The sequence below is a fragment of the Actinopolymorpha sp. B9G3 genome (assembly GCF_040120725.1).
Classification (GTDB): domain Bacteria; phylum Actinomycetota; class Actinomycetes; order Propionibacteriales; family Actinopolymorphaceae; genus Thermasporomyces.
In genome coordinates this window covers 1-14,789 of sequence record NZ_JBEEAB010000033.1, presented here as the reverse complement: position 1 = coordinate 14,789, position 14,789 = coordinate 1, and the positions used below count along the sequence as shown (strand labels likewise).

The 14,789-nt window shown below is 69.6% G+C and carries 16 protein-coding genes; 9 read left to right on the top strand and 7 right to left on the bottom strand.

Going from position 1 to position 14,789, the window contains the following annotated elements; genetic code table 11:
* Window position 1 precedes the first annotated feature (1 nt).
* On the top strand, window positions 2-901 hold the full coding sequence (locus ABNF93_RS32155; RefSeq protein WP_349332029.1) for a nucleotidyl transferase AbiEii/AbiGii toxin family protein: 900 nt from the start codon (window positions 2-4) through the stop codon (window positions 899-901).
* A gap of 38 nt (window positions 902-939) precedes the next feature.
* Here ABNF93_RS32155 and ABNF93_RS32150 read toward each other — a convergent pair whose 3' ends face one another.
* Complete coding sequence (locus ABNF93_RS32150; protein ID WP_349332028.1) at window positions 940-1,449, bottom strand: hypothetical protein; 510 nt, start codon at window positions 1,447-1,449, stop codon at window positions 940-942.
* A gap of 63 nt (window positions 1,450-1,512) precedes the next feature.
* On the opposite strand from ABNF93_RS32150, the gene ABNF93_RS32145 reads away from it, so the two are divergent.
* A complete protein-coding gene (locus ABNF93_RS32145) occupies window positions 1,513-2,277 on the top strand; it encodes a response regulator transcription factor (RefSeq protein ID WP_349332027.1) in 765 nt (254 codons plus the stop codon).
* Window positions 2,274-3,653: a sensor histidine kinase gene (locus tag ABNF93_RS32140; RefSeq protein ID WP_349332026.1), complete on the top strand. Its 1,380-nt coding sequence runs from the start codon at window positions 2,274-2,276 to the stop codon at window positions 3,651-3,653. Before ABNF93_RS32145 ends, ABNF93_RS32140 begins: the two co-directional genes overlap by 4 nt.
* Here the strand turns inward: ABNF93_RS32140 and ABNF93_RS32135 are convergent.
* The 5 genes from ABNF93_RS32135 to ABNF93_RS32115 form a co-directional block, all read right to left on the bottom strand.
* Window positions 3,541-4,335 (bottom strand): serine/threonine-protein kinase, encoded by a 795-nt coding sequence (locus ABNF93_RS32135; protein WP_349332025.1) that lies wholly within the window; start codon window positions 4,333-4,335, stop codon window positions 3,541-3,543. The two genes, ABNF93_RS32140 and ABNF93_RS32135, sit on opposite strands and share 113 nt — an antisense overlap.
* Window positions 4,332-6,248, bottom strand: coding sequence for an ABC transporter ATP-binding protein (locus ABNF93_RS32130; protein WP_349332024.1), 1,917 nt, complete (start codon window positions 6,246-6,248; stop codon window positions 4,332-4,334). Before ABNF93_RS32130 ends, ABNF93_RS32135 begins: the two co-directional genes overlap by 4 nt.
* The gene (locus ABNF93_RS32125; RefSeq protein ID WP_349332023.1) at window positions 6,249-6,377 is read right to left on the bottom strand and encodes a hypothetical protein; all 129 of its coding nucleotides are present in this window, start codon (window positions 6,375-6,377) and stop codon (window positions 6,249-6,251) included.
* Window positions 6,378-6,594: 217 nt separating this feature from the next.
* On the bottom strand, window positions 6,595-7,563 hold the full coding sequence (locus ABNF93_RS32120; protein ID WP_349332022.1) for a zinc-binding dehydrogenase: 969 nt from the start codon (window positions 7,561-7,563) through the stop codon (window positions 6,595-6,597).
* A 154-nt stretch (window positions 7,564-7,717) separates the two neighbouring features.
* Entirely contained in the window at window positions 7,718-9,016 is a 1,299-nt protein-coding gene (locus ABNF93_RS32115; protein ID WP_349332021.1) for an NAD(P)-dependent malic enzyme, read from the bottom strand.
* 344 nt (window positions 9,017-9,360) lie between these two features.
* Between ABNF93_RS32115 and ABNF93_RS32110 the strand changes: the two genes are divergently transcribed.
* The 3 genes from ABNF93_RS32110 to ABNF93_RS32100 all read left to right on the top strand — a co-directional run bounded on the left by ABNF93_RS32110 (window position 9,361) and on the right by ABNF93_RS32100 (window position 12,111).
* Entirely contained in the window at window positions 9,361-10,272 is a 912-nt protein-coding gene (locus tag ABNF93_RS32110; RefSeq protein ID WP_349332020.1) for an ABC transporter substrate-binding protein, read from the top strand.
* A complete protein-coding gene (locus tag ABNF93_RS32105; protein WP_349332019.1) occupies window positions 10,269-11,216 on the top strand; it encodes an amino acid ABC transporter permease in 948 nt (315 codons plus the stop codon). Before ABNF93_RS32110 ends, ABNF93_RS32105 begins: the two co-directional genes overlap by 4 nt.
* A gap of 82 nt (window positions 11,217-11,298) precedes the next feature.
* Window positions 11,299-12,111: an amino acid ABC transporter ATP-binding protein gene (locus ABNF93_RS32100; protein WP_502877664.1), complete on the top strand. Its 813-nt coding sequence runs from the start codon at window positions 11,299-11,301 to the stop codon at window positions 12,109-12,111.
* On the opposite strand, the gene ABNF93_RS32095 is transcribed toward ABNF93_RS32100, so the two are convergent.
* Window positions 12,053-12,418, bottom strand: coding sequence for a S24 family peptidase (locus ABNF93_RS32095; protein WP_349332018.1), 366 nt, complete (start codon window positions 12,416-12,418; stop codon window positions 12,053-12,055). The genes ABNF93_RS32100 and ABNF93_RS32095 overlap by 59 nt on opposite strands.
* Window positions 12,419-12,524: 106 nt before the next feature.
* Here ABNF93_RS32095 and sodN point away from each other — a divergent pair, with 106 nt between their 5' ends.
* From sodN to ABNF93_RS32080, 3 genes are all read left to right on the top strand, one after another.
* Window positions 12,525-12,929, top strand: coding sequence for a superoxide dismutase, Ni (sodN, locus tag ABNF93_RS32090; RefSeq protein ID WP_349332017.1), 405 nt, complete (start codon window positions 12,525-12,527; stop codon window positions 12,927-12,929).
* 242 nt (window positions 12,930-13,171) lie between these two features.
* Complete coding sequence (locus ABNF93_RS32085) at window positions 13,172-13,723, top strand: ATP-binding protein (protein WP_349332016.1); 552 nt, start codon at window positions 13,172-13,174, stop codon at window positions 13,721-13,723.
* Window positions 13,720-14,598, top strand: a complete 879-nt coding sequence (locus ABNF93_RS32080) for an RNA polymerase sigma factor SigF (protein ID WP_349332015.1) — start codon at window positions 13,720-13,722, stop codon at window positions 14,596-14,598. The genes ABNF93_RS32085 and ABNF93_RS32080 overlap by 4 nt, the downstream gene beginning before the upstream one ends.
* Window positions 14,599-14,789 lie beyond the last annotated feature (191 nt).

The following is a 14,789-nucleotide window of genomic DNA, read 5'->3' as shown; positions in this document are numbered from 1 at the left end:
CATGCCGGTGACGCGAGCGACCGCTGCAGGACGCGCCTATCTGGACCTGCAGAACCGCGCCCGCCGGGAACGCCGCCCGACCCAGGAGCTGCTGACGTTCTACGTCCTCGAGCGGTTTCTCGCCCGCATCGCCGCATCTGAACACCGCGACGAGTTCGTCCTCAAGGGGGGACTGCTGCTCGCCGTCCTTGACGCGCGCCGTCCTACGCAGGATGCAGACCTGCTCGCCCGGCGCATCTCTGCGGATCAGGCAACCGTGGCCGCACGGGTCGTGGAGGTGTGTCAGTTGCGCCTTGCCGAGGACGACGGCGTCGACTTCCTGACCACGACCGTGCGTACCTCCGCCATCCGCGAGGACGGCCTCTACGGTGGCGTTCGCGTCACGATGGACGCTCACGTCGCGCAGGCGCGGGTCAAGTTGAAACTCGACGTCAACGTCGGTGATCCGGTCACTCCCGCACCAGTCGAGCTTGCCTACCCCGTGCTCCGCGACGGCCCACCGATCTGCATCCTCGGATACCCGCTGGTGACCGTCCTGGCGGAGAAGCTCTGCACGGCCGTCAGCCTCGGCGAGGGGAACACCCGGGTCAGGGACTACGTGGACATGTGGACATTGACGGGCAGGCACGACCTCGACTACTCCGAAGCAAGAGCCGCGGTCGAGAAGACGGCACACTACCGCGGCACTCCCCTTCGGCGGCTCGGCGAGGCGATCGGCGGCCTGATCGAGATCCGTCGCCCTGCGTACGCCGCGTTCCGCCGGCAACTCGGAGTCGACGGCGATCCTCTGCCATCGAGTTTCGACCGCCTCGTGCGCGACGTCGCGCTCTATGCCGACCCGATCCTGGACCTGACGGCGGCCGGCGGGACCTGGCGAGCTGATCGGCGCGCCTGGCAGTAGCCGCACGAGCAGTCACAACGTCCAGTGCTGGCCGGCCCTCAGTCGGGTTTGATCTCCGTCTCGGCCTTCGGGCGGCCGTTGACGCAGGTCACGACGACTTTCACCTTCACGTCGTCGCCCTCGAACTCCACCGACGCGGTGCTGTCCGGTCCACGCTCCGCCTCCTCGGTCTCGAAGTCCGGATGTGGGCTCCAGGAGGTGAGGTACGCCTGGTCGCCGTCGCACCTGGCAAGGACTGTGCCACCTCGGGAGGGGAAGCTCGTCACCGCCGGAGTCGATCCTTCCTCCCCCACCGGTGGGGTGGTCGGCGGCTCACCCGTCGGGGTCGCCGAGGTGCTCGGCTCGGGCCGGACAGCGGTGGGTTCCGGCGTCGCTTCGGCACTCGCCTTCGCGAGCGCCCGGGCGACGGCGTCGCTGCTCAAGGGTTGGCTCGTCCCGTCGGTGAGCCCTCGGCCAAGGAGGGAGATCGCGAGGACCCCGACCGTCACCGCGACCGTGGCCACGGCGAGCCAGCCGAGGACGCCGAGGAGGACACGTCGACGAGGCATGGCCCCAGCGTGCCCCATGTCGGCTTAACACCGCGTTAAGGACGCCCTCAGTACGGTGTGGGAGTGGTGTCCCTGCTGCTCGTCGAGGACGATCCGGCGATCCGGATCTCCCTCACCCGCGCCCTGACGGCGACCGGTCATGTCGTCGCCTCGGTGCCGTACGGCGGGGTGGCGCTGTCCGCCGTCCTGCGCGACCAACCCGATCTCGTCGTCCTCGACCTCGGCCTTCCCGACATCGACGGCCGCGACGTACTCGGCATGCTCCGGGGCGTGTCGGACATCCCGGTCATCGTCGCGACGGCCCGTGACGACGAGCAGGAGATCGTCCGGCTGCTCGACGCGGGCGCCGACGACTACCTCGTGAAGCCGTTCAGCGCAGGACAGCTGGATGCCAGGATCCGGGCGGTTCTGCGGCGTACGACCGAGGCTGCCGCGGCCGGTCCACTCACGGTCGGTGAGCTGACGGTCGACGCACGTGCCCGGGTCGCGAGGCTCGCGGGGACGGTACTCGACCTGAAGCCGAAGGAGTTCGAGCTGCTGTTGTTCCTCGCCGAGAACGCCGGTGCCGTGGTCTCCAAGCGTGACCTGATGGTCGAGGTGTGGCGGCAACCGTACGGCGGTGCGGACAAGACGGTGGACGTCCACCTGTCGTGGCTGCGGCGCAAGCTCGGCGAGACGGCGGCCGAGCCGCGCTACCTGCACACCGTGCGCGGTGTCGGAGTCAAGCTCGCTCCACCGGAACCGGCGGCGAGCCCTGAGCCGGCGGAACCGAGTGGGCCGGCGGAACCAAGTGGGCCGGCGGAACCGAGTGGGCCGGCGTACGGATGAGACGCCGGCTCGCCCTCCTGGTCGGGGCTACCACGAGTCTGGTACTCGCGGCGTTCCTCATTCCCCTCGGGCTGCTCCTGCAGCAGGTCGCGGCCGACCGGGCTGTGGGCGAGGCGACCCGGGAGGCCGAGTCGGTCGTCCCGCTGGTCGCGACCTTGGACCGGTCGACGCTGGCCTCGACACTGGACCTGCGCAGCGCCGACGACGTGAGCAGAGTCCCCGTCACGGTGTTCCTCCCTGACGGGACCGTTCTCGGCGACGACGTACGACGGTCCCCGGCCGTCGACCTCGCGCAGCAGGGACGCAGCATCACCGCGGTCGCGCCCGGCGGGCGTGAGGTGCTCATCGCCGCGCTCGGGCTGCCGGACGGAACGGCCGTCGTGCGGTCGTACGTCTCGGACGCACAGATGCGGGTGGGCGTCACGCGCGCGTGGCTGATCCTGGGGCTACTCGGCGCCGGCCTGCTCGTGCTCGGCCTGGTGGTCGCGGACCGGCTCGCGCGGTCGACCGTACGTTCGCTGCACGATCTCGACGCGGTGGCCCGCCGGCTCGGCGACGGCGATCTCGACGCCCGCGCACGACCAGCGAGCGTCCCGGAGCTGAGTGAGGTCGGTACGACTCTCAACGCACTGGCTGGCCGGATCCGGGAGCTCCTCACGCGCGAACGCGAGTCGGTCGCGGACCTGTCCCATCGGATCCGTACGCCTCTGACCGTGCTGCGGATCGAGGCCGAGGCGCTGACCACCGACGAAGCCGCCCGGCTGACCAGCGCGGTCGACGCCCTGGAACGCGCCGTCGACCAGGCGATCATCGAGGCGCGACGTGGCGTCACAGACCGGGGAGTGGCATCCGGCGGGCCGATGTGTGACGCGGTATCGGTGGTGTACGACAGGATCGGGTTCTGGCAGGTCCTGGCCGAGGAGGAGAGCCGCGAGGTCGCCACGGACGTGCCCACGACGCTCCTGCCGGTGGGTCTGTCGGCCGGGGACCTCGCCGCACTCGTCGACGCCCTGCTGGGGAACGTGTTCGCGCACACTCCAGAAGGCACGGCCTTCGCGGTACGACTGTGCGGGACGCCCGCGGGCGGCGTCGTCCTGACCGTCAGCGATGCCGGACCGGGCATCCCGCCTGGCGCCGTGGTCCTTGACCGGGGTGCGAGCGGTGGCGGGTCGACCGGTCTCGGGTTGGACATCGTCCGGCGTACGGCAGAAGCCTCGGGAGGGCACATCGCGCTCGGAGTCTCGCCCCTGGGCGGCCTCGAGGTCACCGTCGAGCTGGGTCCACCGGGAGCAGGGCGCGCAGGCCCGCCGCCACCTCCGCCACACTCGGTCGACCACCGGGTAGCGGATCCAGGCACGCCGTCACCAGGTCGGTGAGGCGTCGAGGCAGCCGGCGTCCGATCGGGTCGACCTTCCGGTGCAGCTGCGGGAAGTGGTCACCGCCCGCGTCGGGGAACGGCCGTCTCCGGGTCGCGGCACGGTAGAGCACCCCGCCCATCCCCCACACGTCGGTCGCCGGACTCACGTCGGCCCCACGTGCCTGCTCCGGCGCGAGGTACTCAGGGGTGCCCTGCCCGGCGGGACTCGGCCCGGGCGACTGCGCGAGGCCGAGGTCGAACACCTTGAGCAGCCCGGCCGCCACCACCAGGTTGGACGGCTTGAGGTCGAGATGCAGCGTGCCGTGGCGATGGAGGTACGCAAGGGCCGCACACAGCTGGCTCCCCAGCCGGGCGAGGTCGGGGACGGCCAGACCGGCACGCCGGTCGATGACCAGCCGGCTGAGAGTGTGCCCGGGCAGCACCTCCAGGATCACGGTCGGACGCGGTGCCTCCCGCACGTCGTAGGCCCGGACCAGGTGGGGATGGGTGAATCGCTGGAGGAGCCGCCCCTCGGTGAGCAGCCGGTCGACGACTGCCTGGTCGCGCAGCCGGTATCCGCGGACCGATTTCGCGACGCAGAGGCAGTCGCGCTCGGCGCTGTGGACCAGGCGTACGTCGTAGTCGTGGTTGCGACTCAGCAGTTGGACCGGCTGGTAGTCCGGTGGCAGCGGACGACTCATCGGACCGGGGCCGGTCGCGCTGCCGCTGGCGGCTGCGGCGAGGTGGGCGGCTGCGGCGAGGTAGGCGGCTGCGGTGAGACGGGCGGCTGCGGCGAGGCGGGCGGCTGCGGCGAGGTGGGCCCGGCCTGCGGGCGGTGCTCGGCGACGATGCGTCCCCGGTCGAGGACCACCGTGCGGTCCGCGAGTGCGGCGAGCGACCGGTCGTGGGTGATGAGCAGCGTGGTACGCCCGGCCATCAGGCGGCGCATCGGTTCGATGACGGCGCGGGCAGCCGGCGCGTCGAGACTGGCCGTGGGTTCGTCGAGGATCAGCACAGGCGCGCGCCGGATGAGCGCGCGCGCGATCGCGAGCCGTTGCCGCTGGCCGCCCGAGAGTCGCCGGCCGCGCTGGCCCACCCGCGTGAGGTAGCCCTCCGGCAGCTCGCGGACGAAGCCGTCGGCATGGGCGGCGACCGCCGCCCGGAACACCTCCGGCGGACCGGCGGCGAGTGCGCCGTAGGAGATGTTCTCGGCGACGGTCCGGTCGAACAGCATCGTCTCCTGCAGGACGACGGCCACCTGGGCGCGCAGGGACTCCAGGTCGAGGTCGCGGATGTCGGTCCCGTCGATGCGTACCACCCCCGACTCGGGGTCGGCCCAGCGCAGCAGCAGCCGTGTCAACGTGGACTTGCCGGCACCGTTGGGCCCCATGACGGCGACCGTCTCGCCCGGTGCGATCCGCAGGTCGATCCCGGCGAGCGCGGCACGCTCGGCACCCGGGTAGCGGAACGTCACGCCGTCCAGGTGCACGCCGTGCGGACCGTGCACGAGCGGCACGGCGCTCGGCGACGACACGATGCCGGGTGGGTGATCCAGCAACTCCACCAGGCGTTCCGCGCTCGCCGACGCGCCGTAGACGGTGGTGGCGAGCCGCGACGCGCTGCGGATCGGCTGGTAGAGCTGGGCGAGATAGGCGACGAACGCCAGCAGGCCGCCGATGGTCAGGCGCCCCTGCGCGTGCTCCCAGGCACCGACCGCGAACACCAGGAGGCCGCCCACCGCCTCGATGACGTCGATGGCTGGTGAGTAGAGCGCGGACATCCGGTTCGCCGCCAGGCCGGCGGCCATCCGGGCGCGACCTTCCCCATGCAGCCGGCCCGTCTCGGCGCGTTCCTGCCCGTACGCCTGCACCAGCGGGATGTTCGCGAGGGTCTCCTCAGCGACCGCGCTGACTCCCCCGGTACGACGCCGCTTCTCCCGCGACGCCGTCCTGATCTGACGCGAGAAGTGCCGGGCGACCCACCAGAACAGCGGGACGATGACGAACGCCAGCAGCGCCAACTCCCACCGCAGGTAGAGCGCGAGCCCGGCGAAGACGAGGATGCGGACGGCGTAGGAGACCGACCGCGTGACGCCACTGACCACGAGACGTTCGATGGCGCTGACGTCGTTGGTGAGCCGGGACACTACATCGCCCGCGCGGTAACGCTCGAAGAACGCCGGCGGCAGGCGCAGCACGTGCGCGAACACGGCGTCGCGCAGGCGCAGCAGGAAGCGTTCGGCCAGCCAGGCCGACACCGCGCTCGAGGCGTACGACACGACTCCGGCGACGAGCGTGACGCCGAGCAACGCCCCACCCAGCACCCACAGGGCATGGAGGTCCCGGCCGACGAGGACCGTGTCGATGATGTCCTTGAAGACCCAGATCGACGCGGCCGCGGTCAGCGGGGTGAGCGCAACGAAGAGCAGGCTGGTGGCGAGAACCTTCCGGTCAGGTTGTGCGTACGGCCAGAAGCGGGTGAAGATCTCCCGCACCCTGAGGACCGGCGCGGCGGCGACGATCCCGCCCGAAGCCTCGGGCACCGTGACGAGGCGCGCCAGGCGCAGGTGGAGCCGGCGGAATCGCTCCCGCCGGCTCCGAGATTCCTGGACCATTCAGCTCGTCCCCGTCGTACGGCTCTGCTTGGACCGCTTCGACTTTCCGGAACGGCCGGTACGCGTACGGGTCTGGGACTTGGCGCCGCGGCCGCTGAGCGCGGCCCCCAGGTCGGTGAACAGACGCATCGAAATCGCCTCTCTCGCAGGTTGTTCCCTCGCGTTTCGAGGGCCTGCATCGAGACTCGTGCGCGTGACCGCGAAGGACAACGGGCGAGGGCGATCATTAGCCTGGCGTTATCCAGCGGCTGATCACCGGTTAGTGCGCCGCGGCGTTCGCGTGAGGGTGCCCCTCACCCCATAGGTTCGTGTGAGGGTGCCCCTCATCCCACGCGAGGCAGCGCCCTCACGGCGTCAGGACGACCTTGCCGAAGACCTCGCCTGCGGCCATCGCCGACAGTCCCTTGCGCGCATCGGACAGCGGCAGCACCTGGTCGACCAGTGGGCGTACGCCGGTCTCGTGGCACAGGCGCAGCAGTCCGGCGAGCTCGTCCCGCGTCCCCATCGTCGAGCCCACGACCCGCAGCTGGAGGAAGAAGACCCGGTTGAGGTCGGCCGGCGGATTCGGGCCACTCGTCGCTCCAGACACGACCAGCGTTCCGCCGGGCCGGAGTGACTTCAGCGAGTGGCTCCACGTCGCCTCGCCCACGGTCTCCATCACCGCGTCGACACGTTCGGGCAGCCGGGCGCCGGGCTCGAACGCCGCGTCAGCACCAAGCTGGTCGACCGCCCGCGCCCGCTTGGCCTCGTCGCGGCTCGTCACCCACACCCGGAGGCCGGTCGCCTTGGCCAGGGTGACCAGCGCGGTGGAGACGCCGCCGCCCGCACCCTGGACCAGCACCGTGCCGCCGGGGCGGAGACCGGACTGGACGAAGAGCATGCGGTAGGCCGTGAGCCACGACGTCGGCAGGCAGGCCGCCTCATCGAAGCTCAGCGACGCGGGCTTGGGGACCAGGTTGGCGCGCGGCACAGCGACCCGCTCGGCGAGGGTTCCAGGATGACGCTCCGACAGCAGCGACCGGCGCGGGTCCAGCGTCTCGTCGCCACGCCACTCCGGAGAGCTGATCACGCCGTGGACGACGACCTCGTTGCCGTCCTCGTCGACGCCGGCGGCGTCGGTGCCGAGGACCATCGGCAGCTGCTTCTCCGCCAGACCGATCCCTCGCAGCGACCACAGGTCGTGGTGGTTGAGCGCGGCCGCCCGGACCGTGACTGTGGTCCAACCGTCGCCGGGCTCGGGCTCGGGTCGCTCACCGACCTCCAGGCCGGCTACCGGATCGTTCGGTTCGATGCGTACGGCATAAGCGGCAAACACACCCTGACCCTACCCATCACCGGGGCGCAGCTGGGGACGGCGAGCCCGGCAAATGACCACGTTGGGCATGCCTGTGGTGGCCGTCCATGCGTACATGCCTGGTCCGGGTGCCACTCGCATGCCCAGCGTGGTCATTTGCAAGCCACCGGCGGCATCAGCGCTGGGCGAGGCCTTCGCGGCGAGCGGCGTCGGCGACGGCGGCCGCCACGGCAGGCACCACCCGGGCGTCGAACGGGGACGGGATGATCCGCGACGGCGCGAGTTCATCGCCCACGAGCTCGGCCAACGCCGCAGCGGCCGCCAGCTTCATCCCCTCGCTGATCTGCCGCGCCCGGACGTCGAGCGCGCCCCGGAACACACCCGGGAACGCCAGCACGTTGTTGATCTGGTTCGGGAAGTCCGAGCGCCCGGTGGCGACCACCGCCGCATGCCGCGCCGCCACGTCGGGATGCACCTCGGGGTCGGGGTTCGCGAGCGCGAGCACTACCGAGTCCTCGGCCATCGACGCGACCGTCTCTTCGGCGACCGACCCTCCGGACACCCCGATGAACACGTCTGAACGCCGCATCACGTCGGCCAGCGCGCCGGTACGACGATGCGGATTCGTCGTCGCGGCAAGGCTCCGCTTCACCGGGTTGAGATCGGTCCGCCCCTCGTGCAGGGCGCCGCCCCGGTCGGTCACCACGATGTCCTCATACCCCGACGCCAGCAGGATCGCCGCGACCGCGACGCCGGCAGCACCCGCACCGGAGATCACGACCCTCGTGTCGATCGGCTTGCGCCCGGTCAGCTCCATCGCGTTGGTCAGCGCCGCCAGCACCACGATCGCCGTACCGTGCTGGTCGTCGTGGAACACCGGGATGTCCAGCCGGTCGCGAAGTCGCCGCTCCACCTCGAAGCACCGCGGGGCCGAGATGTCCTCGAGGTTGATGCCGCCGAACGCCGGTGCCAGTCGTACGACCGTCTCCACCAGCTCACCGACGTCGGTGCACGCCAGGCAGATCGGCACCGCGTCGACGCCGCCGAACTTCTTGAACAGCAGCGCCTTGCCCTCCATCACCGGCAAAGACGCCTCCGGGCCGATGTCACCCAGGCCGAGCACGGCGGTGCCGTCGGTGACGACCGCGACGGTACGGGACTTCCAGGTGTAGTCGTGGACGAGCTCGGGCCGCTCCGCGATCGCCGTGCACACCCGCGCCACCCCCGGGGTGTACGCAAGGGACAGGTCATCGCGCCCGCGGACGGGAACCGTCGACGCGACTTCGAGCTTGCCGCCACGGTGGAACGAGAACGCCGGGTCGGTGTCGTCGAACGGCACCGGTGGGGTGACACCCAACGTGCCCGGAACCCCGGGTCCCCCCGGAACCGGCGGAACCCCCGGAACCAGCGGAACCTCCGGAACCTGCGGGACCGGAGCAGTGGCGGACGGATCGGTCAAAGCGTCAGAAGACATGCGGGAACCCTGTCCTAGAAGGCGAGGGCGCCGGAAAACGGAGCAACCACGAAGAGGGCCCGGCCGGCACCTTGGACGGATGGAACAACACGGCCGCGGGCGATCAGGTCCGGGTCGATCGCAATGCCAAACGGGGGTCACCCGTATGGGGAAAGTCTGTCATACCATGTGTCGGCTCCGGGGCGGCAGCAACCAAGAGCCCACCCGCCGTTGCCGAGTCAATGCCGTGCGTAACGAACGCCCACGGGCGCTGCTTAACAAAGCTGAACAATTCAGATGCGACGCTTCTGGTCACCACCCCGTCCCAGGCGGCGTCGCGCCGTTACGAGAGCAAAGGACGTGTCATGACAAGGCAGCACATCCGCCGCATTCTTGCCGCAGGCGGCGCCCTCCTCGCGATCGGCACCACCCTCGCCGGCTGCGGCGGCGATGATCCGTCCGCCACCGAGTCGCCTGAGGCCAAGACGACGCCGGAGTCCGAGCTCGCCGCTCTCGTCCCCGACTCGATCGCCTCCGACGGCAAGATCCGGGTCGGCACCGACGCGAGCTACGCGCCGAACGAGTTCCTGGACGCCGACGGCAAGACCGTGATCGGCATGGACGTCGAACTCTTCGACGCGATCGCCGGCAAGCTCGACCTCGAGGTCGAGTGGGTGCCCTCGGCGTTCGGCGACATCATCCCCGCCATCCAGTCGGGCAAGTACGAAGCGGGCGTCTCGTCGTTCACGATCAATGCCGAACGCATGGAACAGACGCAGATGATCGCCTACTTCAACTCCCCCATCCAGTGGGTCACCACCAAGGGCAACCCCAAGAAGGTCGACATCGACAACGCCTGCGGCCTGACGATCGGCGTCCAGAAGGACACCATCGAGGTGCCTGACCTGCAGGAGCGCTCGAAGAAGTGCGAGGCGGCCGGCGAGCCCGCGATCACGATCAACCAGTACCCAGGCCAGGACACGGTGACCACCAACGTCGTGTCCGGCAAGGAAGACGCGATGACTGCTGACCTGCCGATCGCCGTCTACGCGGTCGAGCAGACCGGCGGCAAGCTGGAGTTGCTGGGTGAGCCCTACGGCAACGCGCCTTACGGCATCGCTGTCAACAAGGACGAGGCGGAGTTCGCCGAGGCGATCCAGAGGGCCACGCAGGCGATCATCGAGGACGGCACCTACGCCGACATCCTCGGCAAGTGGGGCAACGACAAGGGCGCCGTCACGGCCGAACAGGTGCAGGTCAACCCCTCGACGCCATGAGCGGGCGATCCACAGCCCCGGTGGCCACCTCCGAGGCCGAGCTCATCAGGGCGGTGCCCGTCCGGCATCCCTGGCGCTGGGTGGTCACCGGGTGCATCGTCGTACTGACCGCGATGTTCGTGCACATGCTGCTCACGAACGACGCGTTCCAGTGGGACTTCATGGCCGCCAACGCGCTCGCGCCGCCGGTCCTCGAAGGTGCCCGGAACACGGTCGTCCTCACCGTCGTCGCGATGGTGATCGGGATCGTGATCGGCGTCGTCCTCGCGATCATGCGGCTCTCGACCAACCCGATCCTGTCGGGTGTGTCGTGGGTCTACGTGTGGTTCTTCCGAGCCGTCCCGCGCGTGGTGCTGCTGGTGCTCTTCGGCAACCTCGGCATCCTCTACGCACGGTTCGAGATCGGCGTGCCGTTCGACTGGTGGATCGCGGATCTGTTCGGGATCGACCTGAGCCTGCGGTTCTTCGGATTCGACGCCCGCACCGTGGTCACCGGCTTCGTCGCGGCGACGCTCGGCCTCGCCCTGTCCGAGGGTGCGTACATGGCCGAGATCGTGCGCGCGGGCATGCAGTCGATCCCGCAAGGCCAGGTTGACGCCGCCGAGTCGCTCGGCATGCGCCGGCCGCTCACCCTGCGCCGGATCATCCTGCCGCAGGCGATGCGGGTGATCATCCCGCCGACGGGCAACGAGACGATCGCCATGCTCAAGGACACCGCCCTCGTCGCCTACGTTCCGGCGTACGAACTGTGGTTCCAGCTGCAGGGCATCGGCAGCCGGACGTTCCAGGTGTTCCCGATGCTCATCGGCGCGTGCCTGTGGTATCTCGCGCTCACCAGCATCCTGATGGTCGTGCAGTACTTCATCGAACGCCACTTCGCCCGCGGCTCACGGGTCGCGGCCGGCCGGTTGCGGCTGGCGCGCGGTGGCGCGGGAGGTGCCTGAGGCGATGACGCCAGAACCGACTGACACCGGGCCGACAGACACCGGGCCGACAGACACTGTGCCGACCGAGGCGATGGCGGCGATGGTGAAGGCCGAACGGGTCCGCAAGCGGTTCGGCCGCCACGAGGTGCTGAAGGGCGTCGACCTCGAGGTCGCCCCGGGGCAGGTCTGCTGCGTCATCGGGCCGTCGGGCTCTGGCAAGTCGACCTTGCTCCGGTGCGTCAACCACCTGGAGAAGATCGACGCCGGCCGGCTCTGGGTCGGTGGCGAGCTGGTGGGCTACCGGCAGCGCGGCGGCAAGCTGTACGAACGCAAGGCCGCGGAGGTGGCGGAGCAGCGCCAGGACATCGGCATGGTCTTCCAGCAGTTCAACCTGTTCCCGCACATGACGGCGCTGGAGAACGTCATGGAGGCACCGCTACGGGTACGCAAGGAGCCGCGCGCGGTCGTGCACGAGGCGGCACACAAGCTGCTCGACCGGGTGGGCCTGCTTCCGCACGTCGACAAGTACCCCGCCCAGCTCTCCGGCGGGCAACAGCAACGGGTGGCCATCGCGCGAGCGCTCGCGATGCGCCCGAAGCTGATGCTGTTCGACGAGCCGACGTCCGCGCTCGATCCGGAGCTGGTCGGCGAAGTCCTCGACGTCATGCGTCAACTGGCTCTTGACGGCATGACGATGCTGGTCGTGACCCACGAGATGGCGTTCGCTCGGGAGGTCGGCGACCAGCTTGTCTTCATGGACGACGGCGTGGTCATCGAGACCGGCGCGCCCCAGGAGGTCCTGACCCATCCCACCCACCCCCGCACCCGCACCTTCCTCCAGCGCGTCGGCGGTGTCACGAACGCCGACGACCGCGACCGCGAGGCGGAAGAGCAGCCGCCAGCCGGTCCCTGAGCCGCACGAACGCCGTGACGACCCGCAGTCTGGCGACGACGACGGCCACCAGGTCGCCTTCGGGGATGGCACCGACGTGCCACGAGTCGATGCCCTCCCGCGGGTTGTCGCGCTCGACCCACCAGCCACCGTCCGGCTCCCGTCGGACGAGTCGCTTCACCGACAGCGGCCGCCCGCCCGGCAGCACGACCAGGACGAGAGACCCGGGCCGCGGCGTCCGTGCGTACGCCACCAGCAGCCGGTCACCGTCACGCAACGTGGGCAGCATCGACCGCCCCCGCACGATCGCGATGCCGTACTTCGACACAAAGGTCCCCCTCAGCGGCGTTTGGGCACAGGAGTAGTGTCGCAAGAAGGTCACAAAGAACCGCTGCAACGTCATGCTGAACATGGTTTGGAAAGGTTGGAGAGGGATGCTTTCGCGCCTGATCGCGCCGGCAGTGGAAGTCTCGGCGCACTGCGACCTGCCGTGCGGGGTCTACGATCCCGCGCAGGCCCGCATCGAGGCCCAGTCGGTCAAGGCGATCATCGAGAAGTACAACGACAGTGACGACGCCGACTTCAGGACGCGTGCGTTGATCATCAAGGAGGAGCGGTCGGACCTCGTGAAGCACCACCTGTGGGTGCTGTGGACCGACTACTTCAAGCCGCCGCACTTCGAGAAGTACCCGCAGCTCAACGAGCTGTTCAACCAGGCGACCAAACTCGCTGGCGGCGGTGGGGGCACGAAGGCCAGCAACGACGTCAAGGTCGCTGACCAACTGCTCGCCAAGATCGACCAGATCGCCGAGATCTTCTGGGAGACGAAGAAGGCCTGACCTCGTGCCGGCTCCCCGAGTCTTCGGGAACGCCGGCACGATGTGACGATGCGGGTCGCACCCTGGTTCTCGCGCGGCGAGTCTCCAGGGATGCGGCCCGTACGCATTTCGCGATCGACGCGAGTTTCCAACGCAATGCAATCTTCCTTACACTCTCCGTTCGCAATCGCCCGCCGAGCGATGGCCTCCCGGCGTACGGTGGGGCTGTCGTGCCGGACCAAACCAACGGTGGAGGACCACCAGTGACCGACGTACCCGACAGTGCCGCGCCGGGGGCACCCGCCCACGAGACGGACATCGTCGAGCTCAGCGTCCCGGCCCGGACCGCTTACGTCTCGGTACTCCGCACGACCGCAGCGGCACTCGCCGCCCGCCTCGACTTCACGCTGGACGAGATCGAGGACCTACGGATCGCGGTCGACGAGGCGAGTTCCCTCCTCCTCGCCCAGGCTGTACCCGACTCACAGTTGTCCTGCCGGTTCGAGCTTGCCGGCAACCAACTGGTGGTCGCCGTCTCCGTCCACTCGCGCGACCCGCGAGTGCCGACCCGCAGTTCCTTCGCCTGGACGGTCCTCACCGCCCTGGCGGGAGAGGTCGAGACTCTGATCGACCCCGATGAGCAGCGGGCCACCATCACCCTGACCAAGCGTGGTGAAGCCGCGCGCCCCGAGCGGGCGATGTCGTCCGGAGATGTCCGCGACCTCAACGACGCACGACACGCCCGCGCACGCGACCAGCGTGGTTCTGGCGCGACCAAGCTCCCACCATTCGAATCAGGTGCGGTAGACAAGTGATTGAGCAACCCGCAACAGGTGTCCGTCCCGACCCGGCTGACGCAGCAGCCGCTCGCGGACACCAGGCACCACACGACCTGGCGCCAGCGACTGACGACCTGCCGGGTCTGGACACGGTCGTCGACACTAGGACGCTGACCCGCGAACTGTTCGCGCTGTTGGGCGACCTGACTCCTGACAATCCGCGACGGGCGAAGATCCGCGACCGCCTCGTCGAGATGCACCTTCCGCTCGTCGAGCACCTCGCCCGCAGGTTTCGCAACCGAGGCGAGCCTCTCGACGATCTGGTCCAGGTCGGCACGATCGGGCTGATCAAGTCGGTGGACCGGTTCGACTCCGAACGCGGCGTCGAGTTCTCGACGTACGCCACGCCCACCATCGTCGGCGAGCTCAAGCGACACTTCCGGGACCGTGGTTGGGCCATCCGGGTGCCCCGGAGGCTCCAGGAGCTTCGGCTCTCCCTCGCCACCGTCACCGGCGACCTCACCCAGGAGCTCGGCCGCGCACCGACCGTCGGTGAGCTGTCCGGCAAATTGGGCGTACGCGAGGAAGAAGTGCTCGAGGGCCTGGAGTCCGCCAACGCGTACAGCACCCTCTCCCTCGACGCACCCGACCAGGGGCAGGACGACGCGCCCGCGGTCGTCGACTCGCTGGGTTCGGAGGACGAGGCCCTCGAAGGCGTGGAGTACCGCGAAGCGCTACGTCCCCTGCTCACCCAGTTGCCCGACCGGGAAAAGCGGATCCTCCTGCTGCGCTTCTTCAAGGGCATGACGCAGTCGCAGATCGCCTCCGAGGTCGGAATCTCCCAGATGCACGTCTCACGCCTGCTCTCGCGTACCCTCGCCCAGCTCCGCGAACGCCTGCTCCAGGACTAGCGCCCGCCTCCCAGATGGCGCCGGTCAAGCGAGCGGCCCACGCGGCGCCATCTGGAGACACGCCCTAGGGGGTGTCTGATGGATCACGATCGATCAGTGAGCGGCGTATCCGCGCCCGGCTGGCAAGGCCGAGGAGGAAGGCGCACTGGTCTTGTGCGCCGATCGACGAGAACGCAGCCAGGCGGGATGCG

Bases quoted from the DNA above. Each gene is read 5' to 3' on its own strand.
- ABNF93_RS32155 (WP_349332029.1), top strand. From the start codon at position 2: ATGCCGGTGACGCGAGCGACCGCTGCAGGACGCGCCTATCTGGACCTG.
- ABNF93_RS32150 (WP_349332028.1), bottom strand. From the start codon at position 1,449: ATGCCTCGTCGACGTGTCCTCCTCGGCGTCCTCGGCTGGCTCGCCGTG.
- ABNF93_RS32140 (WP_349332026.1), top strand. From the start codon at position 2,274: ATGAGACGCCGGCTCGCCCTCCTGGTCGGGGCTACCACGAGTCTGGTA.
- ABNF93_RS32135 (WP_349332025.1), bottom strand. From the start codon at position 4,335: ATGAGTCGTCCGCTGCCACCGGACTACCAGCCGGTCCAACTGCTGAGT.
- ABNF93_RS32130 (WP_349332024.1), bottom strand. From the start codon at position 6,248: ATGGTCCAGGAATCTCGGAGCCGGCGGGAGCGATTCCGCCGGCTCCAC.
- ABNF93_RS32125 (WP_349332023.1), bottom strand. From the start codon at position 6,377: ATGCGTCTGTTCACCGACCTGGGGGCCGCGCTCAGCGGCCGCGGCGCC.
- ABNF93_RS32115 (WP_349332021.1), bottom strand. From the start codon at position 9,016: ATGTCTTCTGACGCTTTGACCGATCCGTCCGCCACTGCTCCGGTCCCG.
- ABNF93_RS32110 (WP_349332020.1), top strand. From the start codon at position 9,361: ATGACAAGGCAGCACATCCGCCGCATTCTTGCCGCAGGCGGCGCCCTC.
- ABNF93_RS32105 (WP_349332019.1), top strand. From the start codon at position 10,269: ATGAGCGGGCGATCCACAGCCCCGGTGGCCACCTCCGAGGCCGAGCTC.
- ABNF93_RS32100 (WP_502877664.1), top strand. From the start codon at position 11,299: ATGGTGAAGGCCGAACGGGTCCGCAAGCGGTTCGGCCGCCACGAGGTG.
- sodN (WP_349332017.1), top strand. From the start codon at position 12,525: ATGCTTTCGCGCCTGATCGCGCCGGCAGTGGAAGTCTCGGCGCACTGC.